General features: G+C 59.6%; 25 protein-coding genes and 1 tRNA gene. 14 read left to right on the top strand and 12 right to left on the bottom strand.

The genetic code is table 11. From position 1 onward, the window contains the following. The first annotated feature begins 34 nt into the window (after window positions 1-34). The 3 genes from QPL98_RS01915 to QPL98_RS01905 all read left to right on the top strand — a co-directional run bounded on the left by QPL98_RS01915 (window position 35) and on the right by QPL98_RS01905 (window position 2,319). Window positions 35-1,123, top strand: coding sequence for a hypothetical protein (locus QPL98_RS01915; protein WP_303292511.1), 1,089 nt, complete (start codon window positions 35-37; stop codon window positions 1,121-1,123). A 116-nt stretch (window positions 1,124-1,239) separates the two neighbouring features. Then, window positions 1,240-2,199, top strand: coding sequence for a DMT family transporter (locus tag QPL98_RS01910; protein ID WP_303292510.1), 960 nt, complete (start codon window positions 1,240-1,242; stop codon window positions 2,197-2,199). A gap of 43 nt (window positions 2,200-2,242) precedes the next feature. Further along, window positions 2,243-2,319, top strand: a tRNA-Val gene (locus QPL98_RS01905). 65 nt (window positions 2,320-2,384) lie between these two features. On the opposite strand, the gene QPL98_RS01900 is transcribed toward QPL98_RS01905, so the two are convergent. The 9 genes from QPL98_RS01900 to QPL98_RS01860 form a co-directional block, all read right to left on the bottom strand. Then, entirely contained in the window at window positions 2,385-3,329 is a 945-nt protein-coding gene (locus QPL98_RS01900; protein WP_288589407.1) for an isopenicillin N synthase family oxygenase, read from the bottom strand. Next, complete coding sequence (locus QPL98_RS01895) at window positions 3,329-3,835, bottom strand: ureidoglycolate lyase (RefSeq protein WP_288589408.1); 507 nt, start codon at window positions 3,833-3,835, stop codon at window positions 3,329-3,331. The genes QPL98_RS01900 and QPL98_RS01895 overlap by 1 nt, the downstream gene beginning before the upstream one ends. After that, a complete protein-coding gene (gene alc / locus QPL98_RS01890) occupies window positions 3,832-4,854 on the bottom strand; it encodes an allantoicase (protein WP_288589409.1) in 1,023 nt (340 codons plus the stop codon). Before alc ends, QPL98_RS01895 begins: the two co-directional genes overlap by 4 nt. Then, complete coding sequence (gene puuE / locus QPL98_RS01885) at window positions 4,847-5,803, bottom strand: allantoinase PuuE (protein ID WP_153739989.1); 957 nt, start codon at window positions 5,801-5,803, stop codon at window positions 4,847-4,849. The genes alc and puuE overlap by 8 nt, the downstream gene beginning before the upstream one ends. Beyond that, window positions 5,800-6,471, bottom strand: coding sequence for a TetR/AcrR family transcriptional regulator (locus QPL98_RS01880; protein WP_022989073.1), 672 nt, complete (start codon window positions 6,469-6,471; stop codon window positions 5,800-5,802). The genes puuE and QPL98_RS01880 overlap by 4 nt, the downstream gene beginning before the upstream one ends. A gap of 69 nt (window positions 6,472-6,540) precedes the next feature. Beyond that, window positions 6,541-7,317, bottom strand: coding sequence for an outer membrane protein OmpK (locus tag QPL98_RS01875; RefSeq protein ID WP_153739991.1), 777 nt, complete (start codon window positions 7,315-7,317; stop codon window positions 6,541-6,543). A gap of 59 nt (window positions 7,318-7,376) precedes the next feature. Continuing rightward, the gene (locus tag QPL98_RS01870) at window positions 7,377-8,297 is read right to left on the bottom strand and encodes an ABC transporter permease (RefSeq protein WP_199453898.1); all 921 of its coding nucleotides are present in this window, start codon (window positions 8,295-8,297) and stop codon (window positions 7,377-7,379) included. Window position 8,298: 1 nt separating this feature from the next. After that, entirely contained in the window at window positions 8,299-9,408 is a 1,110-nt protein-coding gene (locus QPL98_RS01865; RefSeq protein ID WP_227548814.1) for an ABC transporter permease, read from the bottom strand. Next, window positions 9,392-10,930 carry an ABC transporter ATP-binding protein gene (locus QPL98_RS01860; RefSeq protein ID WP_153739994.1) on the bottom strand — a complete coding sequence of 513 codons (1,539 nt, stop codon included), beginning with the start codon at window positions 10,928-10,930 and terminating at the stop codon, window positions 9,392-9,394. The genes QPL98_RS01865 and QPL98_RS01860 overlap by 17 nt, the downstream gene beginning before the upstream one ends. A gap of 235 nt (window positions 10,931-11,165) precedes the next feature. Between QPL98_RS01860 and xdhA the strand changes: the two genes are divergently transcribed. The 10 genes from xdhA (at window position 11,166) to QPL98_RS01810 (ending at window position 22,145) form a co-directional block, all read left to right on the top strand. Beyond that, window positions 11,166-12,641 (top strand): xanthine dehydrogenase small subunit, encoded by a 1,476-nt coding sequence (gene xdhA / locus QPL98_RS01855; protein ID WP_153739995.1) that lies wholly within the window; start codon window positions 11,166-11,168, stop codon window positions 12,639-12,641. Continuing rightward, entirely contained in the window at window positions 12,634-14,988 is a 2,355-nt protein-coding gene (gene xdhB / locus QPL98_RS01850; RefSeq protein ID WP_199453904.1) for a xanthine dehydrogenase molybdopterin binding subunit, read from the top strand. The genes xdhA and xdhB overlap by 8 nt, the downstream gene beginning before the upstream one ends. Continuing rightward, complete coding sequence (gene xdhC / locus QPL98_RS01845) at window positions 14,985-15,848, top strand: xanthine dehydrogenase accessory protein XdhC (protein WP_303292509.1); 864 nt, start codon at window positions 14,985-14,987, stop codon at window positions 15,846-15,848. Before xdhB ends, xdhC begins: the two co-directional genes overlap by 4 nt. Continuing rightward, window positions 15,845-16,345: a 2-oxo-4-hydroxy-4-carboxy-5-ureidoimidazoline decarboxylase gene (gene uraD / locus QPL98_RS01840; protein ID WP_228223472.1), complete on the top strand. Its 501-nt coding sequence runs from the start codon at window positions 15,845-15,847 to the stop codon at window positions 16,343-16,345. The genes xdhC and uraD overlap by 4 nt, the downstream gene beginning before the upstream one ends. Further along, entirely contained in the window at window positions 16,342-16,677 is a 336-nt protein-coding gene (uraH, locus tag QPL98_RS01835) for a hydroxyisourate hydrolase (RefSeq protein ID WP_286894609.1), read from the top strand. The genes uraD and uraH overlap by 4 nt, the downstream gene beginning before the upstream one ends. Before the next feature lie 5 nt (window positions 16,678-16,682). After that, window positions 16,683-18,062: a guanine deaminase gene (guaD, locus tag QPL98_RS01830; RefSeq protein WP_303292508.1), complete on the top strand. Its 1,380-nt coding sequence runs from the start codon at window positions 16,683-16,685 to the stop codon at window positions 18,060-18,062. Window positions 18,063-18,066: 4 nt separating this feature from the next. Further along, a complete protein-coding gene (locus tag QPL98_RS01825) occupies window positions 18,067-19,269 on the top strand; it encodes a urate hydroxylase PuuD (protein WP_303292507.1) in 1,203 nt (400 codons plus the stop codon). Between the two features lie 215 nt (window positions 19,270-19,484). Continuing rightward, window positions 19,485-20,525, top strand: coding sequence for an ABC transporter substrate-binding protein (locus QPL98_RS01820; RefSeq protein ID WP_303292506.1), 1,041 nt, complete (start codon window positions 19,485-19,487; stop codon window positions 20,523-20,525). Between the two features lie 55 nt (window positions 20,526-20,580). Continuing rightward, window positions 20,581-21,363 (top strand): ABC transporter ATP-binding protein, encoded by a 783-nt coding sequence (locus QPL98_RS01815; RefSeq protein ID WP_303292505.1) that lies wholly within the window; start codon window positions 20,581-20,583, stop codon window positions 21,361-21,363. Then, entirely contained in the window at window positions 21,363-22,145 is a 783-nt protein-coding gene (locus QPL98_RS01810; protein WP_199453914.1) for an ABC transporter permease, read from the top strand. Before QPL98_RS01815 ends, QPL98_RS01810 begins: the two co-directional genes overlap by 1 nt. Before the next feature lie 72 nt (window positions 22,146-22,217). Here the strand turns inward: QPL98_RS01810 and QPL98_RS01805 are convergent, their stop codons facing one another. Together QPL98_RS01805 and QPL98_RS01800 are read right to left on the bottom strand one after the other, a co-directional pair. Beyond that, window positions 22,218-23,285, bottom strand: a complete 1,068-nt coding sequence (locus tag QPL98_RS01805; protein ID WP_303292504.1) for a BMP family ABC transporter substrate-binding protein — start codon at window positions 23,283-23,285, stop codon at window positions 22,218-22,220. Window positions 23,286-23,494: 209 nt separating this feature from the next. After that, window positions 23,495-23,668, bottom strand: coding sequence for a DUF2897 family protein (locus QPL98_RS01800; RefSeq protein ID WP_303292503.1), 174 nt, complete (start codon window positions 23,666-23,668; stop codon window positions 23,495-23,497). Between the two features lie 123 nt (window positions 23,669-23,791). Between QPL98_RS01800 and QPL98_RS01795 the strand changes: the two genes are divergently transcribed. Beyond that, the gene (locus QPL98_RS01795) at window positions 23,792-24,595 is read left to right on the top strand and encodes an RluA family pseudouridine synthase (RefSeq protein ID WP_303292502.1); all 804 of its coding nucleotides are present in this window, start codon (window positions 23,792-23,794) and stop codon (window positions 24,593-24,595) included. 52 nt (window positions 24,596-24,647) lie between these two features. Here the strand turns inward: QPL98_RS01795 and QPL98_RS01790 are convergent, their stop codons facing one another. After that, complete coding sequence (locus tag QPL98_RS01790; RefSeq protein WP_303292501.1) at window positions 24,648-25,655, bottom strand: NAD-dependent epimerase; 1,008 nt, start codon at window positions 25,653-25,655, stop codon at window positions 24,648-24,650. Window positions 25,656-25,707 lie beyond the last annotated feature (52 nt).

Here is a 25,707-nt window from a genome sequence, read left to right as displayed (position 1 = left end):
CACAACAATAAATCGGAAAGAAACGGAGCAACCAATGACAATGAAAAGAAGAGGATGCCTGACGAAAACCGCCCTCGCGACAGCGCTGGCAGGCGGTCTGTTTGCCTCCGGCGCAAGTGCGCAGTTGGCCGGCCACAACGTGATTCTGGTTCACGGCTTCATGATGGATGATCTGTCCAACCCACCGGCCAACTTCCAGGAAGTCCAGCAGGCCGGCGAGGATAACTGGCGGGAATACTGGCTGAACCGCGCCGAAGCCCGTATCGACTGGGCCAGCAATGGCCGGGTAGAAGGTCAGATCGCCCAGCAGGCTTATCAGCAATTGCGGCAGATCAGTCAGCAAGGGCTGTGTAATGACTACTGCGTTGTTGTTACCCATTCCACCGGCGATCTGGTAACCCGCCATCTGCTGGAAAACCAGGCGCGCTGGCTGCAATCGGAAGGCCTGCAACCGCTGAAAATCCTGGCAGTACTGGACATGGCTGGTGCCGGTGGTGGCACGGAACTGGCCGACCTGGCCGTGAGCATTGCCTACAACGACAGTTGGTACAACTGGCCGGTGAAACAGGCGGTCAAAGCCTTTACCGGCATTGACCCGGAGCCGGATAATCTGGGTGTGGTCAACGACTTGCAGACCAACGTTGCCCGCAACCTGGCCGTCAGCCCCAACAGCATTCCGCGCCTGCGGTTCGTTGGCGGTGGCTCATCCTACGGAGGTATCACCAAACCCTTTATTGATGGCACCGACGATGGCGTGGTTCCCACCCATTCAGCCTGCGGAGCAACCAGCGCCAGCGGCATTGATTCCTGCTCCAACAGCATCAGCCTGGCCGGTAAAGTCAGCGGACAGAACGGCCCGTCCGGGTTGTATTACAACCACTACCCGGTGCTAATGAGCGAGGGCGCCAACCATGGCGACGTGATCAATACCCAGACCGGCAACACCGCTGTCCCCGTGGTGAACAACACCACCCTGAACGGCCTGCGTGTGGACTTTGCCAGCCGCACCTACAATCAGCGTGCGTGGTGGCAGTTCTGGGGCTCTGGCGACCAGTACATTGAAGTGCCGAACTCCAGCCAGACCAGCCTGTCCAATCTTGTATACACCACACTCAACAACTGATCGATCGTTGTTGCAAAGGCTCAGGGATGAGCCACTCCCTCGGTTTTCGCTGCTATCTTTTTTAATTCGCAAACTATAGATTGAGCCCACTGATTTTTATTGATGCCGGTTCAATCATGTCTGACGCCCACAAATCTGATCTTTACCTGGTACTCGTTACCCTGCTGGCGGCGATTGGCTGGATGCTGTCTAAAGAGGCAGTTTTAATGATGCCGCCCCTGATGTTCATGGCGGCTCGCTTTCTGATTGCCGGCGCCTTTCTCGCCCTGCTGGCCTTACCCTCACTGTTGAGGCTTAGCCGGGACCAGTTACTCCGAAGCCTGGGTGTGGGCTTTGTGTTCGGCATTGCCATGACCTGCTGGATCATGGGGCTGTACCACACCGACAGCATGGGTGAAGGCGCGTTTCTGACCAGCCTGGGCGTGGTGATTGTCCCGATCATTGCCCGTACAGTATTTGGCGAACAGCAGCCTTTGAGCACCTGGCTGGCGATTCCGATTGCGGTGGCCGGTCTGGCGCTTTTGTCCCTCGAAAACGGCTTCAGGCCAGACCCGGGGCAGCTCTATTTCGTTCTGGCCGCCACCATCTTTGCCCTGTATTTCACGCTCAATACCCGCGCCGCCAACCAGCGCATCGTGGTCGACAAGCAAGGCAAAACGGTGGAGAAGAAGAAAGTACCGGCACTGCCGCTGACCGCCATTGCCCTGCTCACCGTGGGGACCGTGACCCTGGCGGAGTCCGCCATCAGCGAACGTTGGACTCACACACTGACCAACCCCGAACCCATGCTCTATGTCTGGGTACTGGCCAGTGCTTTGATTGCCACAGCAGGACGTTTCCTGTTGCAGACCTATGCCCAGAGCCTGTCGGTGAACAGCCATGGCGTCGTGATACTGGTACTGGAACCGGTGTGGGTTGCTGTCTTCGCGGTTGCCTGGTTCGGCGAGACCATGACCCTGCTGCAAATAGCCGGCTGCGCGCTGATTTTTGCCGCGCTTCTGGTCAATCGCTGGAACGCCCTGAGCCGCGCCATCAAGGCCCTGATGAAAGCGAAAAATCCCCCGCAAAGAGGTTGACCAGGGCACCCGAAATCCGTATATTTCCACCCCGTTGCAGGACAGGACCATAGCTCAGTTGGTTAGAGCGCTACCTTGACATGGTAGAGGTCCGCGGTTCGAATCCGCGTGGTCCTACCAATCCTGCAGAAGAAGTCGCTTACAGCTTTGCTGGGCGGCTTTTTTTGTGCCTGCAACATTCAGTCTCATTCCTTCCGATGTTCATACGTTGCGTTCAACCGCCCGGCAAGGTAGTCCGAACATCGTATCGGCTCATACTTGGGCGCTTCGTTCGGTTTTACATCCCGGGGGTCCACCACCGCATCCGGCTCCACTTCCAGGAAAAACGCCACGGAGTAACGTTCGCGCTCTGGCGCTTTCACCCTGTGCGGAGTTGAAAGATAGGTGTCGTTAGTCCAGCGCATCAGGCAGTCACCAATATTGCACACAAACGCGCCCGGGACGTGGGGAGCATCCAGCCACTGTCCTGTCCGGCTGCGCACCTGCAATCCGGCGACACCATCAGTGGCGAGAATAGTGATGTTGCCATAATCCGTATGAGTGCCAGCTCCTGCATCTTCCCGGACATGGGCATCCGACCCAGGCGGATAACGGAGCATTCTCAAAGTCGCGATTGGCTGCTCCAAATGGCGTTCAAAAAAGGTTTCCGGCAGACCAAGGTCCAGGCTAAAGCCACGATGGATCAGGCGACCAAGTTCCAGGCATTCATCAAAATAACCCAGCGCCCCGGCCTTCCAGCCCTCAATCGGCGGCCAGAAATTAACACCCCGGAACGGCTTTCCTGCCAGCACATCTGGGTGGTCTGCCGGGAAATCGGTGCCAATGTTGAAGGCCTCTTTCCGGTCTGCGCCGGCTTGCGGATTCAGTCTTTCATCCGCCAGCGCCACATAACCGCGATTGTGCGGAGACAACCTGATCGACATCTGCTGCTTCTGCTCGGCTGGCAACTGGAATACCTGCCTGGCCAGATCAAATACGTTATGACAAACACCCTCCGGGATGCCGTGATCGCTAACATAGAAAAAGCCGATATCACGACAGGCCCGTCCTAATTCCGCCGCCGTTGCCTGGCGCTCAGCCAGATCAGGGCCGCGTAAACCTTTCAGCGAAATCACAGGTAACTCATTCATCAGTCATCCTCAGGCATAACCGGTTGTATTGGGGTCTTCAGCATTACTTCGTCGCAGTTGGCCCCCGGACCAGCGCGATCCACCACCAGATAGTCGGAGTCAGCTTCCAGAGGCAGCAGCGGCGCGTGCCAGGTACCCGGCCGGTAGTTCACACCCTGCCCGCTTCTGGCTAGGAAAACCCTCACCGCCGTTTCATCAAAGTTGCCGGGAGGTGCCACCACCGCCAGGAAGTCGCCACCGCCCATTGGCACAAACGCCTGACTCCCGAGGGGGTGTCGTTCCATCATGTGGATCTCCAGCGGTGAAAGCGGCTGGCCCCGGAAAATGGAGAGGATTGCCCGGGCGCCATCGCCCAGACACTCGATACTCGCCAGGTTGTGGAATCGCTCAGTCCGGCCCTGGTTGATCAACAAAGGTGCCGGGCCGTGAGTGTCAATTACGTCACCGAAGGGCTCGAAAGCTTCGCGGGTGAGCCGCTCAACCGCTATTAGTCGTAACACGCTCACAGAACCGGCTTCCCGAATAACCGAAGCCGACTTACACCACCGTCCGGAATCATGTTGAAGCGGATGTGAGTTATGGCTCCAAGCTCCTTGAGGTCCGTGAACTTCATTATGGCATCCGCCTCAAGGGACTGGCGCTCCATTAAGGTCGGCCAGAACATGCTCTGGGTGACCAACGAAGCGGCCGTGCCCTCATCGGCTTCCACACACGCTGCCTGAATCGAGCATGCAGCCGGAAAGTTGCCTTTGAAGTGCGCCGTGTCTACCTCAATGCTTTCCGGAATACCTTTATGGCCGAGGGCCAGAATGCACCAGTCATTCCCTGGTTCTCGCCGACGCCGTGTTTCCCAGCCATCGCCCATATTGATGCCCCGCCCGGGGCGTAACAGTTTTCTGGGCTCACCATAGTGGGCGTCGCTCCAGGCCACCTGGTCGGCACCGCATTCCAGGGCCAGCAGGTTAATAGATTGGCCGGGGGCTACCTGGCTCCAGTCTACCCAGGGCCTGCCATAAACCCGCAGGCGCGCAAGCCCGCCGTCCGGGTAGATGTGCAAACGCACATGGGTCCAGGGCTGGTCAGAGGTAATGGCACAAAACCGGTGGTCGTTGCCGGCCAGTTCGGTAGCCGGTACCAGCGGAACCCACTCGCTGTTGCCATCAGGCGCGGCGGCAGGGCTGTAACAGGCTTCCAGTGATGCCGCCGGTGGGAAGTTACCGGTAAAGAAACTGGTGTCAAAGTCCACACCGGTCAGCACGCCCGGCATGGCCAGCCGGACAATGCACCAGTCGTGGCCTGTGGTCCGCCGCCGGCGGGTTTCCCAGCCGTCCATCCACTTGCCGTGGTCGTCGTAACGATCGGGGTAGAAAGCGGCCGGTTCAGGTGACAGCATTCGTTCGCGGGGAGCAAAGAACTCGTCGGTGACTTCCAGAACCTCGGCCCCCAGAGAACTGTCGGCCAGGTTAAGCCCCTGCCGGGCGAACTCAGGGCCTTCGGGTAAAGGGGCAATCATTACATCAGTCATGGCAGATACTCGAGGTGGGTTGTGACTCAAAGGGATGGTGCGCTCGCCAGTGCCGGGCAATATCAACCCGGCGGCACACCCATACCCGGTCGTGCTGTTCGAGGTAGTCAAGAAAACGCTGCAAGGCGCGGAATTTTCCGGGCCGGCCGATCAGGCGGCAATGCAGCCCAACCGACAGCATCTTCGGCACCTCTAGCCCTTCGGCATACAACACGTCGAAACTGTCTTTCAGGTACTGGAAGAACTGTTCGCCGGTATTGAAGCCCTGGGGTGAGGCAAACCGCATGTCGTTCGCTTCGAGTGTATAGGGAACCACCAGATGGGGATGTTTATGGCCATCGGAGCTGGAAACTTCCGTCCAGAATGGCAGGTCATCGCCATAGTAATCGCTGTCGTACAGGAAGCCCCCGGTCTCAACCACCAGTCTGCGAGTATTAGGGCTGTCACGGCCGGTGTACCAGCCAAGCGGGCGCTCGCCGGTAAGTGCCTGGTGCTGCTCTATGGCAAGCTGCATGTAGCACCGCTCTTCGGACTCACTCATCCCCTGATAATGAATCCAACGCATGCCATGGCAGGCGATTTCATGGCCGTCTTCAATAAACGCTTTGACCACCTCCGGGTTGCGGGCCATGGCCATGGTCACACCGAATACGGTCAGCGGCAGCCCACGGCGCCGAAATTCCCGCAACACCCGCCAGACCCCGGCGCGGGAGCCGTACTCGTACAGCGACTCCATACTCATGTGCCGGTCACGGTAAGGCGCGGCACCGATGATATCCGATAGAAAGGTTTCCGAGTGTTCGTCGCCGTGCAGCACGCAGTTCTCGCCGCCTTCTTCGTAATTCAGTACAAACTGCACCGCGATACGTGCATTACCGGGCCACTGCGCGTGGGGCGGATGTTCACCGTAACCGCACATGTCCCTTGGGTAGGCTTTACCTTCATTCATCCAGGTCGCTCCAGGCCGCAGCCTCTTAGAATAACGTCAACAAGAAAATCTGCGGCATGCTCGAAGTCCCTTGGCTCGTACTCTGCCTTGTTTTCCACCATCAGGATTTGCACCTGAAAATCGGCATAATGCTGGGTCGACGACCAGATCAGGAAAATCAGCTGTACCGGATCCACCGGCGCCATCCTGCCCTCATCAATCCAGTGCTGGATTACCGACGCCCTGCCCCGCACCCACTCGCGCATGTTGGTGCGCAGGTGGTCGAGCAAGAAGGGCGCGCCCTGAATGATTTCCATGGCAAACAATCGTGACGCTAGCGGGTATTGCTGCGACATGTTCACCTTGGTGCGAATAAAGGTTTCCAGTGCAGTAGCCGGATCGTCGTCCGGTTTTATTTCCGAGAATACTTTGTTCCAGCGCAGCAGAATGTCGTCGAACATGGCGCTGTACATGCGTTTTTTGTTGCTGAAGTAATAAAGCACGTTGGACTTCGGCAAGCCGGCCCGTTCAGCAATATTCTGGATGGTGGTGCCCTTGTAGCCGTGCAGGGCAAACTCCTGCTCGGCCGCCTGCAGAATGGCTTCCCGGTTCCGCTCCCGGATCCGGCCAGGCCGGTAGCTCCGGCCCGCTTCAGATGTGTTCTGCTGCACTGACAGTGATCTGGTCATGGTTCACTCACTTGTTGTCCGGTGATTCAGGAGTCCACCCTTTCCATTCCGATGGACTCCTGAAATGGATCAAAAGTGGAATTTCACCAGTGCGCTGACTGAACTCTGGGTGTCTACCAGCGTCTCGTTCAGGCCAAACTTGTTGTTCCAGTACTGGTACTCAATACCGGCGTAGAGCACGCCCGGGTTGCCCATGAAGTTACCCACGTCCAGCTTGATCTGGGGCGTGAACTGGAACTCGGACTCGTGATCACTGGCCGAGGTGGACCAGTCGATGTAACCATCCACCAGGAATTTCGCCGCACCCACATCAAACGGCAGGCCCCAGGTGACCGTCATCTGCCAGTCATCACTGATCTCGCTGTTATCAACGTAGTAGAAAGATGTAGTGAAGTAACGGAACGCAGGCACGTCCCACGCCAGGCCGAAACCGTACATGTAGTTGTTTGCCTCGGTACCGCCGCCAAATTCGTACTGCCCGGCCAGGGTGATGTCTTTCACCGGCCCGAACGACAAATCCTGGCCTGTCAGCCAGCTGCCGCTGATATTGGGCGCGAATTCACCGTATACGTTGTCGGTACCTTCAAGGTCTCCCTGAGGCTGCTCCCGGTCGATAAAGAAGAAGGTGCCACCCCAGTTGTGGGCGGTCACGTTCTCGAACGTAAAGTAGGTCGCCTCGTATTCCACTCCCCCGTTACCACCGGCGTCGAACTGAACGCCCTGGTAATCGGCACTGTGCAGGATGGAGATACTGGAGCCACCGAAGAACTTCTCGGCATGGGCAGCAGGCGCAAAACAGGCTGCAGCAACGCAGCTTGCGATCAGGGTTTTACGAAGTGCTTTCATGGCATAGCCTCTCTGGTTACTTTTTTGGGTCATCGGTTGTTAGCAGTACATCGTTTTAGTTAATGTCCCGGCCGGTAGGGCTGGCCAAGAGACAGCGGGGTGTTCAACCGGGTGCGTACCGGGTCGAACGACAAAAGAATCAGCATCAGGATGGTGACCACGTAGGGCAGCATCGCCAGCAACTCGGTGGGGCTGCGCCAGCCCAGCCCCTGGAGCACCAGGTGAAGAATGGAGGCCGCCCCGAACAGGTAAGCACCCAACAGCAAGCGCCCGGGGCGCCAGCTGGCAAACACCACCAGCGCCAGCGCTATCCAGCCCCGGCCTGAGGTCATGTTCTCGGTCCACATTGGGGTGTAGGCCAGCGACAGATAGGCACCGGCAAGGCCGGCCATGGCCCCGCCAAAGGCCACCGCAAGGTAACGCACGGTGAGTACCCGCAAGCCATTGGCGTTGGCCGCACCTGGCGACTCCCCAACGGCCCTCAGAACCAGGCCGCCGCGGCTGAAGCGCAGGAACAGAGCAACACCTGCAAACACCAGCCAGGAAAAATACACCAGCAAATCCTGGGTGAAGAGCGCCCGACCCAGCACTGGAAGATCACTCAACAGGGGGATCGCAATTTTTTCAAAACCCTCGATGGACTGGCCGACAAAGCCGGCACCCACGAAGGCGCTCAGGCCCGTGCCGAAGATGGTTAACGCCAGCCCGGCGGCGTACTGGTTGGCGGAGAGGGTCACTGCCATAACGGCGAACAACATCGACATCGCCAGCCCGGTCAGCATGGCGACAACAACCCCGGCGGCCAGGCTGCCGGTAGACAAGGTCGCGATGAACCCGGCCACCGCGCCCATCAGCATCATGCCCTCCTGCCCCAGGTTGAGAACGCCGGAGCGCTCACAGATCAGTTCGCCCAGGGCCACCAGCAGCAGCGGGGTGCCGGCCACCATCGTGGCGGCAAGAATGTTGGTCAACAGGTCCATATCAGAGCTCCTGGCCGGCCGGGGCGGCGGGTTGGGACAGGCCTGCCGGTAAAGGCCGGCGAAAACGAATCCGGTAGTGAATAAAGGCATCGCAGGTGAGCAGGTAGAATAGCAGCATTCCCTGGAACATGGCGGTCACCGCCTTGGGCATGTTCATGGCAATCTGCAACATCTCGCCGCCAATAAAGGTCAGAGCCAGCAAGGCACTGGCGGCAATAATGCCCAGGGCATGCATCCGGCCCAGAAACACCACAATGATCGCGGTGTAGCCATAGCCCGGCGACACCTGGGGCACCAGCTGTCCGATCGGCCCGGTCACTTCCGCGGCGCCAGCCAGCCCCGCAGTTGCGCCACCAACCAGCAGCGCAAACCAGGTCAGCCGTCTGGCACTGAACCCGGCAAACGCCGCCGCCCGATGATCCTCACCCACCACGTTCAACTGGTAGCCGATGAAGCTGCGGGCAAACAGCACCCATACTGCGACAGCCGCCAGCAACCCGAAGGCCAGGCCGATGTGCAGCCGCGTGCCGTTAATCAGCGCTGGCAACAAAGCCGCATCGGCAAACATCACCGACTGGGGAAAGCCAAACCCGTAGGGATCTTTCAGGGGCCCGTGCACCGCATAGAGCAGCAGGTTCAGGGCGATGTAATTGAGCATGATGGTGGTGAGGATTTCGTTGCAGTTCAGGTGAGTCTTGAGAAACGCCGCAATCGCCGCCCATGCCATACCACCGGCAATGCCCGCCAGCAGAACCGCCGGCAAAACCAGGAATCCACCGGCCTCCCCCACCGAAACCGCAACAGCACTGGCCGCCACCGCGCCAATCAGGAAATGGCCCTCGGCACCGATATTCCAGATTCTGGCCCGGAAGCAGACCGTCAGCCCGGCGGCACACAGCAACAAAGGCGCGGTTTTCAGGCCCAGCTCGGCAAGTCCGGTGAGGTCACTGATCGGCGTGATAAAGAAGAAGGTCAGGGCCTGGATCGGGTCTTTACCCATGCCGAGGAATAACAGGAAGCCGGTTGCGACCGTCAGGGCCAGGGCCAGCAGAGGCGATAACCAGCGCAGGGTGGTAGAGGCTTCAGGGCGGCGCTCAAGCTGCAGCATCAGCAAACTCCTCCGCCTTGAAGTTTCCCGCCATCCACTGCCCGAGTTGATTTATGCTCAACTCAGAAGCCGGGGCCAATGGTGACAGCCGGCCATTACAGATGGCGCCCATCCGGTGACAGAGCTGGTAGAGCTCATCCAGGTCTTCGGATATCAGCAGGATGGCGGCGCCCTCATCGCGCAGTTTTACCAGCGCCTGATGAATAGCCACCGCCGAGCCCACATCCACACCCCAGGTTGGGTGGGAGGCCACCAGAAGCCTTGGTGACTGACAGGCTTCGCGGCCGAGAATGTATTTCTGCAGGTTGCCGCCGGATAAGCTCGAGGCGCTGCTTTGCTCGCCAGAGCAGCGCACGCCAAAGCGTGAAATGACGTCTCTGGCAAACTCCCGAACCCGTTGCCGCCGAATCACACCACGCCGCACCAGGCTCTGCCCTGCAGCGGTCAGCAACGCATTGTCGGCCAGCGACATCACCGGCACGGCGCCCCGGCCCAGCCGCTCCTCGGGCACCACAGCCAGCCCCCGGGCTCGCCGTGCCCCGGGAGGCAGGCGGTCAATCGCCTCGCCGGTGAAACGAATGGCCTCGCCCTTGAGGGTGATCTCTCCGGACAAAACCTTGAGCAGTTCCTCCTGTCCGTTTCCGGCCACCCCGGCAATGCCGACGATCTCGCCTGCGCGCAAGGAAAAACCGATGTTCTTCAGGCTGGTGCCGAAAGGGTCATCCGTTTGCCAGCTCAGCTCCTGCACCTGCAGCAGGGTGTCACCCGGTTGGGCAGCGCTGACCTGGGTTGAAATCGGGGTATCGTCGCCCACCATCAGGCGGGCGATGTCTGAGGCAGATAAGTCTTTCGGCTGGCAATGTCCGCTCACCCGGCCCTGGCGCAACACCGTGGCCTGATCGCACAGGCTTCTGACTTCCTCCAGCTTGTGGCTTATAAACAGAATGCTGCAGCCGTCCCTGGCCAGTTTGCGCAACGTTTTGAACAGTGTGGCCACTTCCTGGGGTGTCAGTACCGAAGTGGGTTCGTCCAGGATCAGCAGGGTACTTTCCTGAACCAGGCAGCGGACAATCTCCACCCGTTGCCGCTCCCCCATAGACAAGGTGCTGACAAAGCGCCGGGGGTCCAGTGCCATCCCATAGTGTTCGGACACCTCCCGGATACGCTGCTCCAGTGCGCCCCGGTCGCGAACCTCATCTGCCGGCAGGCCCAGCGCAATGTTTTCCGCCACGGTCAGGGTTTCAAACAAAGAGAAGTGCTGAAAGACCATGCCTATGCCCAACTGCCGGGCCCGGGCAGGGTTCTCCACTGTCACCGGGTGGCCATTCCAGACAATACGACCGGCATCCGGCTGAACCACGCCATAGATGATTTTCATCAGCGTGCTTTTGCCCGCGCCATTCTCCCCCAGCAGGGCGTGGATCTCGCCGGCGCCCACAGTAAGGTCTACGCCGTCGTTAGCCCGGCATCCCGGGTAATCTTTCACGATCCCCTGCAGCTTTAACCTCTGAGCAGAAACTGCCATTCCCGGTCTCCTCGTAGTCTGGGTCAGGTCCGGCCATAAAGAATCTGACCAACCAATCAACATTTGGTAGCTGAGCAATAACCTTGCCAAAAATGAATTGGTGCTTGATTTGAACAGAGCTAACCAGTTGGTCAGCTTTTTGCAGAAGCTCTGGAAAAGAAACTGATCCTGGCGCCTGCCTTATAGGTGCAAGGCCCCGGAATCCCCTTTCCAGACAGCAGAAGCGGAGACCAAGGTGATCGAATTTGTTCTCAACGGCCGTGCCGAAAAAATTGACCAGGCCGACCCAAACCAGAGCATTCTGGAGTGGCTACGCACCAAAAAGCGGCTTACCGGTACCAAAGAAGGCTGCGGCTCCGGAGATTGCGGCGCCTGCACCGTGATTACCGGGGCGCCAGACAAGAACGGTCAAATTCGCTATGAAGCCATTAACAGTTGCATCACCCTGATTGGCAGCCTGCAGGGCAAGCACCTGCTGACCATTGAAGCCTTTCGGGAACAGCCGGCACACCCGGTTCAGCAGAGCCTGATGGACTGCCACGGGGCACAGTGCGGTTTTTGCACCCCGGGCATTGTCATGTCATTGATTGCCCTGCACAGCGAATCTGCACCGGGCGACGCCGACGACCACAAACTGATGGAGGCCCTGGCCGGAAACCTGTGTCGCTGTACCGGCTACCGGCCGATCATGGAAGCCGGCCGGCAGGCGCTGGTGCAAAGCTGGCAACCTGGCTCCGATAACCACCCTGCCCGGTATCTGGCCAGGGCCGATAAAGCGGATGGGCTCGCAACGGTTGACGACACCTCGATGACCAGTCTGGAAGCCCGGAACGGCAATCAATACTACGCCCCGGCAGCCCTGCCTCAGCTCAAACGCCTGTTGCGCGCTCACCCGGATGCCCGGCTGATTGCCGGAGGTACGGACCTTGTGCTGGAGATCACCCAACAGCTGAAAACCCTGCCCAAGCTGATTAGCCTGGAGCGGGTGCGGGAACTGAATGGCTGCCAGCTGGAAGAAAACCACCTGGTGATCGGGGCCGCCACCCCCTACCGGCAGTTCCACAGCCAGCTGTCCGGGCTCTGGCCGGCCTTCGACCACCTGCTGGAACGGCTAGGCTCATTGCAGGTGCGCAACCGGGGTACCCTCGGCGGCAACATCGCCAACGCCTCCCCCATTGGCGATATGCCGCCGGCATTGATAGCGCTCGATGCCACCCTGGTACTGGAAGGCCCGGAGGGGGCCAGGGAACTCCCGGCAGAACAGTTCTTCAAGGGCTACCGGCAAACCGACCTGCAGCCCGGCGAGTTTGTCCATTCCATCCACATCCCCGTTCCCGAGCCCAACCAGCGCCTGTTCATCTATAAGGTTTCAAAACGGCTCGATGACGATATCTCCGCGGTGCTCGGAGCTTTCCGGCTGACCCTTCGGAACGGTGTGGTTCAGGATTGCCGACTCGCCTACGGCGGTATGGCCGCAACCCCTGCCCGCGCACGCCTTACAGAAGCCGCGCTGCTGGGCAAACCCTGGAATCAACGTTCTGTTGAGCAGGCTATAAAAGCGCTGAGCGACGACTTCTCCCCGTTGACCGACGTGCGGGCTTCTTCCGCTTACCGGTTACAGGTCGCGGGCAATCTGCTTTACAGGGCACTACTCGAAAACTCCGACCTGCATCACCGGGATACCCCGCTCATGGTGACCGACTATGCGTAAACTTCCGCTCAATACCCCCACCCCGGCCCACAGCGCTCTGGGCGTAGTGGGCACCGGCGTCGAACACGACAGTGCCTGGCTGCATACCAGTGGCCAGGCCCGGTATATCGATGACCTGCCTGCCCCCGAAGGCCTGCTGCACGCGGCCGTGGGCCATAGCGAACAGGCCCATGCCCGGATTCTGGAGATGGACCTGTCCCGGGTTCTTGCCAGCCCCGGCGTTGTCGCGGTCATTACCGCTGCCGATGTACCCGGCCACCTGGATATCGGCCCGGTGTTCCCCGGTGATCCGGTGCTGGCCCAGGACACGGTTGAACACATCGGCCAGCCGCTGTTCGCCGTTGCCGCGACCAGTCACGAGGCGGCCCGCAAAGCGGCCCGCAAAGCCATCGTGAACTATCAGCCACTGGAAGCCGTCATCAACGTTCAGGATGCCCTGGAACACCAGCTGTTTGTGCGGCCGGGCCGGCGCCAGCAACGGGGTGACCCGGACCAGGCCATCGCCGGCGCCCGCCACCAGCTTAAAGGCCAGCAACACATCGGCGGTCAGGAGCACTTTTATCTGGAGGGCCAGGCCTGCCTGGTGGAGCCCACCGAAGATGGCGGCATGTTCGTCCATACCTCCAGCCAGCACCCCAGTGAGGTGCAGAAGCTGGTGGCCGAAGTGCTGGGCTTGCCCATCCATTGCGTGCAGGCTGAAGTACGCCGCATGGGGGGCGGCTTTGGTGGCAAGGAAACCCAGGCAGCACCGCTGGCCTGCGTGGCGGCACTGCTGGCCCGGGTGACCGGCTGCCCGGTCAAATACCGCTTGTCGCGCTCAGACGACATGGTGCAAACCGGCAAACGCCATGATTTCTTCAACACCTACCACATCGGTTTTGACGACTCGGGGCTGATCAAAGGCGCGGACCTTATGGTGGCCGGGCGCTGCGGTTATTCTCCGGACCTTTCAGATGCCATTGTCGACCGGGCCATGTTCCATGCCTGCAACGCCTACTACCTGGACCAGGCCCGGGTGGTTGGCCACCGGTGCAAGACCCACACGGTATCAAACACCGCGTTCCGGGGCTTTGGTGGGCCCCAGGGCATGATGATCATCGAACAGGCCATGGACGACATTGCCCGCCATCTGGGCAAAGACCCCCTGGATATCCGCAAACTCAACCTATTCGGCCCCGGCCGCGATGTCAGCCACTATGGCCAGACCATCGAACAACAGGTGCTGCCGGAACTGATCGCACAACTGGAACGCAGCTCCGCTTACCGCCAGCGGCGCCAGGAAATCATTGCCCTGAATGCCCGCAACCCGGTGCTGAAACGCGGGCTGGCGCTGACCCCGGTGCAGTTCGGCATCTCCTTTACCGCAAAACACCTGAACCAGGCCGGTGCACTGGTGCACATCTACACCGATGGCAGCATTCAGGTAAATCACGGTGGTACCGAGATGGGCCAGGGCCTGTACATCAAGGTAGCGCAGGTGGTCGCAACCGCCTTTCAGGTGGACGTGGCGCGGGTCAAGGTTTCCGCTACCCGCACCGATAAGGTACCGAACACCTCCCCCACGGCGGCCTCTTCCGGTTCCGACCTCAATGGCATGGCTGCGCTTGATGCCTGCGAAAAGATACTGGGTGGCCTGACCGCCTTTGCTTCATCCCACTGGAATGTGCCGGAAGAACACGTGCGGTTCCATGCTAACCAGGTTCATATCGGAGACCACTGCCTGAGTTGGGAAGACTTTATCCAGACCGCCTACATGCACCGGATATCCCTGTCCTCCAGCGGCTTCTATGCCACACCGAAGATCCACTATGACCACGACGCCGGTCAGGGCCGGCCGTTTCTGTACTACACCAACAGTGCCGCCTGCTCCGAGGTCGTAGTCGACACCTTGACTGGTGAATACCGGGTGCTGCGTACCGACATTCTGCACGATGCCGGGCGCTCCCTGAACCCGGCCATCGACATGGGTCAGATTGAAGGCGGCTTCATTCAGGGCATGGGCTGGCTCACCACGGAAGAGCTGGTGTACAGCGCCGAAGGCCGGTTACTGACCACCGGCCCAGCCACCTACAAAATTCCCGCCGTTTCCGATTGCCCGCCAGACCTGCGGGTAGCGCTGCTGAAAGACAGCCCCAACCACGAAGCCACGGTATTCCACTCCAAAGCCGTGGGCGAACCCCCGTTCATGCTTGGCATTTCAGTGTGGAGCGCGCTTCGCGACGCGGTATCCAGCCTCAGCGACTACCGCTTAAGCCCGCCACTGGACACGCCGGCGACACCGGAACGTGTACTGAATGCCGTTACCGAAACCCGGCGCTGGGTAAACCAACAGGAGAACGGACAATGATGGCAACGCCCCTTAACTGGCACCAGGCGGTCGCCCTCTGTGAGCAGCGTGGTGAGCCCTATGCCCTGGTGACCGTGCTGGGTGTGACCGGCTCGGTACCGCGGGAGCCCGCCACCAAAATGGTGATCACCGGAGAACACTGTTACGACACCATTGGCGGCGGCCATCTGGAGCACCGCATCTGCCAGCAGGCCCGGGAGCGTCTGGCCAAGGGGTTTTACCAGAGCGAACTGGCGCATTTTCCCCTGGGCGCAAGCCTTGGCCAGTGCTGCGGCGGCAGTGTGTCGGTGCTTCTGGAAACCCATCCGGGCAGCCAGCAACAACTGGTGGTCTTTGGCGCCGGCCACGTGGCCAGGGCCCTGGTGACCATCCTGGCGGAACTGCCCTGGCGCGTTACCTGGGTTGACCCGCGACCAGAACAGTTTCCAGCCGGACCACCGGCCAATGTCCGGATTCACCACACTGATGACCCCGCCGGCGATGCGCCTGAACTGTGCAACCAGCAACAGGTGTTGATTGTCACCCACAATCACCACCTGGATTTCGAGCTTTGCCGGGCTCTGCTCACAGCCGGCACCGCCGCCGGTATCGGGCTGATCGGCTCTGCCACCAAGGCCGAACGTTTTCGTCAGCGCCTGGCCCATCGCGGTTTTTCGGATACCGACATTGCCCGCATCCGCTGTCCTGTGGGGCGGTCCGACGTGCCGGGCAAACGCCCTATGGAAGTCGCGGTTTCCATCATGGCCGAGCTGCTCACCCTGACGGCAGAGCCTGGCAACCCTGCGCCCAAACGGGGCATATCCTGGCAGCAACTCAAAGGCCTGCTACCCAACAAAGAAACCGGAGACCTCCCTTTATGAACCTTGGCGATTTCAATCAACTGCCAGCAGCCGAGGCGGAACCACTGCTGCGGAACTGCTGCGCAGCAGATACCTGGGTGCAAGGCATGCTCAACGCCCGACCTTTCACTGATCGCGGCAGCCTCTACGCCGCGTGCCGGCAACTCTGGCCGCAGTTGACGGAAGCCGACTGGCTGCAAGCGTTCGAGGCCCATCCCAGAATCGGCAACCTTGCCAGCCTTCGGAAAAAATACGCCAGCACCCGCACCCTGGCCGGCGACGAGCAGGCCGGCACCCGGCAGGCGGATGAAGACACCCTGCAAAGACTGAGCACCGGCAACCAGGCTTACCTGGACAAGTTCGGATTCATTTTCATTGTCTGTGCCACCGGCAAAAGCGCCCCGGAGATGCTGGAACTGCTGGAACAGCGCCTGTGCAACACCCGGGCCGAGGAGCTGCAGAACGCGGCACAGGAGCAGGCAAAAATAACCGAATTACGACTGGAGAAACTGCTATGAGCCCGATCACCACCCACGTTCTCGATATCGGCAGCGGCAAACCGGCCGCAGGTGTTCGGGTTGTGCTGGAACGGATCATCGAAGGCGGCCCCCAACTCATGGCCGAAGGCGCTACCGACCAGGATGGCCGGATCACCTCATGGTTATCCGGCCCGGTCGATTCCGGTCATTACCGGCTGCGCTTTGCCACCGGCGACTGGTACCAAAAGCGCAAGCTGGACTGCTTCTACCCGGAAGTGACCATCGACTTCACCGTTGCCGACACCGATAGCCACTACCACGTGCCCCTGCTGTTGAACCAGTGGGGCTATTCCACTTACCGGGGGAGCTGATAGACGTGGACCCATTACTTGCGTTTCCGGCGGGATGCCAGGCCTACCGGGGCAACATCCTCCATTTTCTCAACGACCCGGGCAACGCCCCCGAGCCCGAGCCTGACAGTTACGAGTACTACCCGGACGGCCTGCTGGTCGTTCACCAGGGCCGGGTACTGGCCACGGCGCCGGCCCCCGAACTCATATCACGCCTGCCCGGCGGAACCGATATCCGGCACTGGCCCGAGGGCCTGATTATGCCGGGCTTTATCGACACCCATGTGCATATGCCGCAACTGGCGGTGATGGCCAGTTATGGCACCCAGCTTCTGGACTGGCTGGAGACCTATACCTTCCCCCATGAGGCCCGGTTCTGCCAGGCCGACTGGGCCCGGGCCGAAGCCAGCCAGTTTCTGGATTTGCTGTTGTGCCATGGCACCACCTCTGCCCTGGTATTCTGCACCTCGCACCCGGCCTCGGTTAATGCGGTGTTTGAGGGCGCACAAAGCCGGGGCATGGCCCTCACTGCCGGCAAGGTCATGATGGACAGGAACGCGCCGGCGAACCTGACCGACACAGCCCGGGATAGTTATCGGGACAGCAGCGATCTAGCCAAACGCTGGCACAACCGCGGTCGCCTTCGCTACGCCATCACCCCCAGGTTTGCTATTACCTCCAGCCCGGAGCAACTGCAGCTGGCTGGTGAGCTGGCACAGGCATTCCCGGACGCCCTGATCCAGACCCACTGGGCCGAGAATACCGGTGAAATCGAACTCACCCGGCAACTGTTCCCGGAGCGACACGGCTACCTGGATGTGTACGACCACTATGGTTTGCTGGGCCAGAATACGGTGCTTGCCCACGGCATCCACATTGCCGACGAAGACCGCCAGCGGCTGGCACAAACAGGCACGTCCATCGCGTTTTGCCCCACCTCCAACACCTTCCTGGGCAGCGGCCTGTTCGATCTGGGCTCCGCCCGCGCTGCCGGTGTTCAGGTCGGGTTGGCGTCAGACGTCGGCGGCGGCACCAGCCTGTCCATGCTGGCCACCATGGCAGAGGCCTACAAGGTGTGCCGGCTCAGGGGCCAGACACTGACACCCTGGCTGGCTTTCTACCTGGCCACATTGGGTAATGCCAGGGTTCTGCAGCAGGAAGACCAGACGGGTAATTTCCGCCCCGGTAACCAGGCCGACTTTGTGGTTCTGGACCCGCTTGGCGCCCCCATCACGGCGATGAAACACCGAGCCGGCCAAAGTCTGCAGGAATTGCTCTTCGTCCTGATGATTCTGGGCGATGACCGCGCCATTGCAGCAACTGCCGTCGCCGGCCAGCTTGTATGGCAGCGCCCTGAGGCAGACGAACAATCTTCCCCCCTTTCTTTGACCGCAACAGGAGCCTGACACTATGGAGGCCTATCTCACCGAATGGCTTGGGCTGGTTATTCGCTGGTTTCATGTGATTGCCGGCGTCGCCTGGATTGGCGCATCCTTTTATTTTATCTGGCTGGACAACCACCTGCGGGAGCCGCCGCAATGGAAACAAGCCAAGGGCATCAAGGGTGATCTTTGGGCCATACACGGCGGTGGCTTTTATGAAGTGGCCAAATACCATCTGGGCCCGGAGCAGATGCCCAGGGAACTGCACTGGTTCAAATGGGAAGCCTACAGCACCTGGCTCAGCGGCATGGCCCTGCTGCTGTTGGTTTACTATCTGGGCAGCCCCGGCTACCTGCTGGACCCGGCCAAAGCCGATCTCGGTGCCGGCACCGGCGCCATCCTCGGGCTGGCCAGTATCGCCGCGATGCTTGGCATTTATGAGCTGATGATCCGCAGCCGGCTGGCCGGCAATGGCAAGCTGTTCGGCGCCCTGCTCTACGCTCTTCTGGTGATGGCGGCCTGGGGCCTGTTCCAGGTCTTCAGTGGTCGGGGCGCGTTCATTCATATTGGAGCGATGATCGGCACCCTGATGGTAGCCAACGTGTTTCTGGGCATCATGCCCTCACAGCGCGCCCTGGTGAGCGCGGTCCGCGAGGGAAAAACACCGGGGCCGGAGGTTGCCCGCCTGGCGGCACTCGCCAAGCTACGCTCCACCCACAACAATTACCTGACCCTGCCGGTGCTGTTCATCATGATCAGCAACCACTACCCCATGTTGTACGGCCACCCCGAAGGCTGGGCCATTCTGGCGGCCATCGGTTTTATCACCGCCTTTGCCCGGCACTATTTCAACCTGAAACACCGGGGCATCCATAAGCCCGGAATACTGGTGTTTTCTGCCGTGCTGACCCTGGCTCTGGTATGGGCTCTCGCCCCTGATAACCGCAATTCTGACGCCGCTGTTGAACGCGTTGTGGCTACCGATGCCGAGATTTCCGGCCTGGTTCGCCAGCACTGTACCGCCTGTCATGCCCGGGAGCCGGCGCATCCGGCCTTCCAGGCACCCCCAGCAGGCATCGTACTGGAACAACTGACCGACCTGCTGGCCCATTCCGCCCGGGTGCAGCAGGCAGCCGTCCGCACCCAATACATGCCCCTGGGCAATGCCAGCGGCATGACCGAGCAGGAACGCACCGCATTGGGGGCCTGGCTGGATAGCGCTGGCCAATAACGCCCTGACGGCACCGGTTTAGTCCACAGGGCCAGGCCGGAGCGCCATTTCAGGGCACTCTCTTAACACCCGGTGGAGCCCGGAAGCCAACAAAATAGACCATGTGGTCAGGTTTTACGGCACTCAGGCCGGTGTTCCAGGACTCTGGTACGGCAATTGCACTTTCCCTGTGAGTACGCAAAACCTCTATTCCAAACACAGCGAGGAACACCTCCATGAATGCAAAACAGCAAAAACCCGGCCTGCTCAGGGGGCTGTCAAAAGCCGTCACTCTGGCAGGCGCCTTGGCCGCGAGCACCTTCGCCCAGGCTGACACCAACATTCGGTTTACCCTGGACTGGCGTTTTGAAGGGCCCTCTGCGCCTTTCCTGATGGCTCTCGATAAGGGCTATTTCAAGAGTGAGGGGCTCAACGTCACCATTGATGCCGGCAACGGCTCCGCAGGTGCAGTTACCCGCGTAGCCACCAACGCCTACGACATGGGCTTTGCCGACTTCAGTGCGCTGACAGAAACCACCTCCAAGAACCCGGAAACCGGCGTAACCGCAGTTTATATGGTCTACAACACCATGCCTGCGGCGGTGTTTGCCCTGAAAGACTCCGGCATTGAAAAACCCGAAGATCTGGCAGGCAAGACTCTGGGCGCCCCCGTGTTCGATGGTGGCCGCAAAGCCTGGCCGTCGTTTGCCCGACATAACAACCTGGCCGTGGACTCCGTTGAGTGGCAATCGGCCGATCCTGCCATCCGGGAAACCCTGCTGGCCCGGGGTGAGGTAGACGCCATTACCGGTTTCTACTTCACCAGCCTACTGAACCTGGAAGCCCGCGGCGTTGCGCCGGACAACATCGTGGCGCTGAAATACCCGGATTACGGAGTGGAGTTCTACGGCAACACCATCATTGCCCAGGATGCCTTGCTCGAACAGAACCCGGAGGCGGTCAAAGGGTTTCTGAGAGCCTTCAACAAAGCCCTGAAAGAAACCATCGAAGATCCTGAAACCGCGATTACCTATGTAAAAAAACGGGATGGCCTGATCAAACAGGACCTGGAGCTGCGCCGCCTTAAATTGGCCATGGACAACCATGTGATCACCGAAGAAACCCGCGCGGAAGGTCTGGGCGCCATCACCGAAGCGCGCATGGAGCGGGCCATGGCGGACATGGTGGCCTCCTATAACCTGGAACCGTCAGACCAACTCACGCAGTTATTCGACAGCAGCTACCTGCCATCACAGGCAGAGCGCTCGATCGATTGACGCACCTGTGCCCGGGTGCCGCGCACCCGGGCTCCCTGGCCTACCGGAGTTCCAGATGGACCTTGTCGAGTTTGAGAATGTAAGCATGCGCTATGGCGATGATGGCCCGCTGGCGATCGAAAACATCTCCCTGAGCGTGAAAGAGAATGAGTTTGTGGCAGTGGTTGGTCCATCAGGGTGTGGCAAGTCTACCCTGATGAAACTGGTGACCGGGCTGGCGCCGCCCAGCGAGGGTTATGTCTATCTGGGTGGCAAGCAGGTTGCTGGCCCCCAGAAAGGTGTTGGCATGGCGTTCCAGGCCTCCAACCTGCTGCCGTGGCGCACGACCCTTGAAAACGTGCTGCTGCCACTTGAGATAGTGGCGGAGTACCGCCACAAGTTCCGCCGGGAGAAAACACAGTTCGAAGAACTGGGGCGCGCCCTGCTCAAGCGGGTTGGCCTTGCCGGCTGCGAACACAAATATCCCTGGGAACTGTCCGGCGGCATGCAGCAGCGCGCGTCTATTTGCCGCGCACTGATCCACCGCCCCTCACTGCTGATGCTTGATGAACCGTTCGGCGCACTGGATGCCTTCACCCGTGAGGAACTCTGGTGCATGGTGCGGGATTTATGGCAGGAAGAGCCCTTCACGGTGGTTCTGGTGACCCACGACCTCCGCGAAGCGGTCTTTCTTGCCGATACCGTCTACGTAATGAGCAAGGGCCCGGGCCGGATACTGGTGCGCAAACCGGTCAATCTACCTCGGCCCAGAGAGCTGTCCGTCACCTACACCGACCCCTTTGCCGACCTGGTGTTTGAATTACGTGACCACATTGGCCGAATCCGGGAGGGATCCTGATGACCCTGGCTCAACGAAAACGCCTGTTGATGAAAGCCTCCCCCTGGCTGCTGCTTGTGTTCCTGGTACTGTTCTGGGAGCTGGTTTGCTTTGCTTTCCAGATTCCCGACTACCTGTTCCCGGCCCCCACCGAAATCTGGCGTTCCTGGCTGGAATACCGACCACAGATCATTGAGCATGCCACCCAGACCCTGTTCACCACCGTTGTCGGATTCGCCCTTGCCGTGGCATTTGGACTGGTTTTGGGCATGCTGGTGGGCTCCTCGCCGGTGATCTACAAAGCGGTCTATCCATTGATGGTGGGCTTCAACAGCATCCCGAAAGTGGCCTTTGTGCCGGTGCTGGTGGTCTGGTTCGGTATCGGCACGGTACCCGCCATTCTTACTGCGTTTCTGATCTCCTTCTTCCCGGTGGTGGTGAATATGGCCACCGGCCTGGCGACGCTGGAGCCGGAGCTGCAGGACGTTATGCGTTCGCTCGGCGCCAGTCGCATCGACATTCTGAAGAAAGTCGCTCTGCCCCGCTCCATGCCTTACTTCTTCGCTTCACTCAAGGTTGCGATTACCCTGGCCTTTGTCGGCTCGGTCATCTCCGAGACGGTGGCATCGAACGTTGGCATCGGGTACCTGATGCTGTCGGCGAGCTCCACCATGGATATGGGTCTGGTATTTGCCGGCCTGGTGGTGATCGGCGTCATGGGCGTGGTGATGTACGAACTCTTCGCACTGGTCGAGCGACGGATGACCGGCTGGGCCACGCGCGGTTCCGACCCTGCGTTCTGAAACACACCCGCCAGTCAGCCAATAAAGAGCCCCATTGATCGGGGCTCTTTTGTCAGTGTCTGATCAGAATCGTTACTGCGGCAGTGCTGCCCCGACGCCTTCCACGAACCAGTTCATACCCGCCAGTTCCTGTTCGGTCATAGTCACCCCATCCGCCACTTTAAGCTCGCCGGCCTGGTCTTTCAAAGGACCGGTAAACGGATGCAGCTCACCGGCGCTAATGGCGTCAATCACCTGGTTCACAGCCGCCGACTGCTCCTCACTCAGGCGGTCGCTCAGGCCGATAATCTGGATCATATCTTCGTCAATGCCGCCCCAGTGATCCTCTGGCACCCAGCTGTCATCCATAACCTTCTGAACCTGGTCCACGTAATAAGGACCCCAGTTGTTGGCGACCGATAACAGATGCGCCTCTTTACCAAATTCCCGCATATCAGATGCCTGCCCGACACCCCAGTTACCCCGGCGCAAGGCGGACATCAACGGCGCCGGGCTGTCGGTGTGCTGAATAACCACATCCGCGCCTTGATCCATCATGGCGTTAGCGGCATCCGCCTCTTTGGCCGGATCAAACCAGGTGTTGGCCCAGACTACCTTGATCTCGATGTCCGGGTTCACCGACTTGGCCCCCAGATAAACCGCGTTGATATCGCGAATGACTTCCGGAATCGGGAACGAGGCAATGTAACCCAGCACATTCGACTCGGTTACCAATCCGGCTGCCACTCCCGTTACATAACGCCCCTCGTAGGTCTTGGACAGATAGGTACCAACGTTGTCCGCCTGCTTGTAGCCGGTGGCATGCATGAAGGTGATATCCGGGAACTGTTCGGCAACCCGGATGGTCGGATTCATAAAACCGAACGAGGTGGTAAAGATAACGTCGTTGCCGGCCTGGGCCAGCATACGGATGGTGCGCTCGGCATCGGCACCCTCAGCGACGTTTTCCACGTAAGTTGTCTGAACCTGGTCACCGAAGTGCGCCTCAACGGCTTTGCGGCCCAGGTCGTGCTGGTAACTCCAGCCGTGATCCCCAATCGGCCCAACATAGACAAATCCGATTTTCATCGGGTCTTCTGCCATCACGGAAGAAGATAAAGTCAGGGCAATGGCCGCTGCCAGACTGCGTTTCATGCTCATGCATCGTTCTCCTGAACAATTCTGAAGTTGTGTTGCACCGCCCTTCGCGGTTAACAACGTCAGATGGAGCAAAAAACTGGCCAATTGTTCAGGTTTTTTTAACTTATTGTTTTTAATATCTTTTATGTTGACTTATTGTCTCTTTCCAAGCAGGCAGCACTACACTGGTGCGCAGTGCCACACCGACTGGCAACCACCGTAGGCAGTCGTCACCAGCGATCCTGTTCCTCCTTGTCTGCCCTTTCCTGCTCTTCCTTCCGCTCCCGAATCTTCTCCAGCTTGTCTTCGGGAATCTTCATATTGGCGCTATCCCGCAAAAACAGCAGACTGCCGATAACCAATGCGAATGCAGCGAAAATAAATAGCCAGCCAATTAACGGCATAACCGGTCTCCTTTAACGAACGCCTCTCCAAACAGTACCACAGCCGGGAAAGGCGCGCGCACGGAACGGTTTCCGCTATAATGCCGGGCCTGCTTACCTGAAACCGGAGTGCGCCACCACGCTATGCGCCAGACCATCGACTTGACTGTTGAAAGCTCACAGCTTGCTGTGGATGCGCTTGCAGACGCCTCGGGCCTGCCCAAGCAGCGCATCAAGGATGCCATGGCCAAAGGCGCGTGCTGGTGGACACAGAAGGGAAAACAGGTGCGTTTGCGCAAGGCCAAGCGGGAACTGAAACCCGGCACCCGTATTCAGCTGTTCTACGATGATCAGGTGTTGGCGCGCAAGCCGGAAACACCGACGCTGCTGGAGAACAAAGGACGTTACAGTGTCTGGTTCAAGCCCCACGGGCTGTTATCACAAGGGTCTCAATGGGGCGACCACTGCAGCCTGCTGCGCCTGGCGGAAATTGAACTGAACACACCCTGCTTTCTGGTACACCGCCTGGACGCCGACGCTGCAGGTCTGATGCTGATTGCCCATGACGGCAAGGCTGCGGCGGCCCTTTCAGAATTGTTTGCCGGGCGCGCCATGACCAAGATCTACCGGGCGCGGGTCGCCGGCAACCTGATGGCAGATGATCTTCGCCTCGACACGCCACTGGATGGCAAGGACTCAATCAGCCGCGTGACGACACTGAGCCGGGATGAGGAATCAGACACAACGGAGGTGCAGGTACGAATCGAAACCGGACGTAAACATCAGATCCGACGCCACCTGGCCGGCATTGGCCACCCGATTGTGGGAGACCGGCTGTATGGCGCGGCATCTGCGGGTGGCCTGCAACTCACCGCCGTTGAATTGGCTTTCCAATGTCCTGTTACCCGGAAAGCACAGGTATTCAGGCTTCCGGAACAGCGACCATAAACAAATAAGGCCAGCGTCTCGGCTGGCCTTATTCATAAGCGATGATGGACGCTCAGGCGTTGTAAAAATCCCGATACCAGTCCACGAAGTTGGCAATGCCCTCTTCCACCGTGGTAGAGGGCTTATACCCCACATCGTTAATCAAGTCGTCGACATTGGCATAGGTGGCCGGCACATCGCCCGGTTGCAACGGCAGCAGATTCTTCTCGGCTTTTCTGCCCACCCGCTCTTCAATAATCTCGATAAAACGGGACAGCTCCACCGGGTTATTACTGCCGATGTTGTAGATTCGGTAAGGCCCCTTGCTGGTACCCGGGTCCGGCTGGGCACCGCTCCAGTCGTCGTTCGGCTGGGCTACGTTGTCCAGGGTACGGATAACGCCTTCGACGATATCGTCGATGTAGGTGAAGTCCCGCTTGTGATGGCCGTGATTGAACACGTCGATGGGCTCACCGGCCAGGATCTTTTTGGTAAAGATAAACAGCGCCATATCCGGCCGGCCCCAGGGGCCGTAAACGGTAAAGAAGCGCAGCCCAGTGGTAGGCAGGTTGTACAGATGGCTGTAAGTATGGGCCATCAGCTCGTTGGCTTTCTTGGACGCCGCGTAAAGGCTCAGCGGGTGATCCACGTTATCATGCACGGAGAATGGCATGGTCTCATTAGCCCCATACACGGAGCTGCTGGAGGCATACACCAGGTGCTTGACCTCGTTATGGCGACAACCCTCAAGGATGTTCATAAAGCCGACCAAATTGGCATCCACATAGGCATGAGGGTTTTCCAGGGAATACCGGACCCCGGCCTGGGCCGCCAGGTGCACCACCCGCTCGGGCTTATGCTCACGGAAAACCGCTTCCATGGCCTCGCGGTCGGCCACGTCCTGGCGTACTTCGGTGAAACCGGGCTTGTTCAGCAGCCGGGCCAGGCGTGCTTCCTTGAGATTGACGTCGTAATAGTCGTTGACGTTGTCCACGCCAATCACTTCATCGCCACGATCGAGCAAACGGTGAGCAAGATGCGAGCCGATAAAGCCGGCGGTTCCCGTAACGAGGATTTTCAAGATCTGTTCTCCATGAAAAATGGCGCCCGAAGGCGCCTTCTAGCTGTCCTGG

The sequence above is a fragment of the Marinobacter sp. ST-43 genome (genome assembly GCF_030541085.1).
In the GTDB taxonomy this organism is placed as follows: domain Bacteria; phylum Pseudomonadota; class Gammaproteobacteria; order Pseudomonadales; family Oleiphilaceae; genus Marinobacter; species Marinobacter nauticus.
The sequence above is the reverse complement of the archived record's forward strand: the minus strand, read 5'-3'. Positions and strand labels throughout refer to the sequence as shown.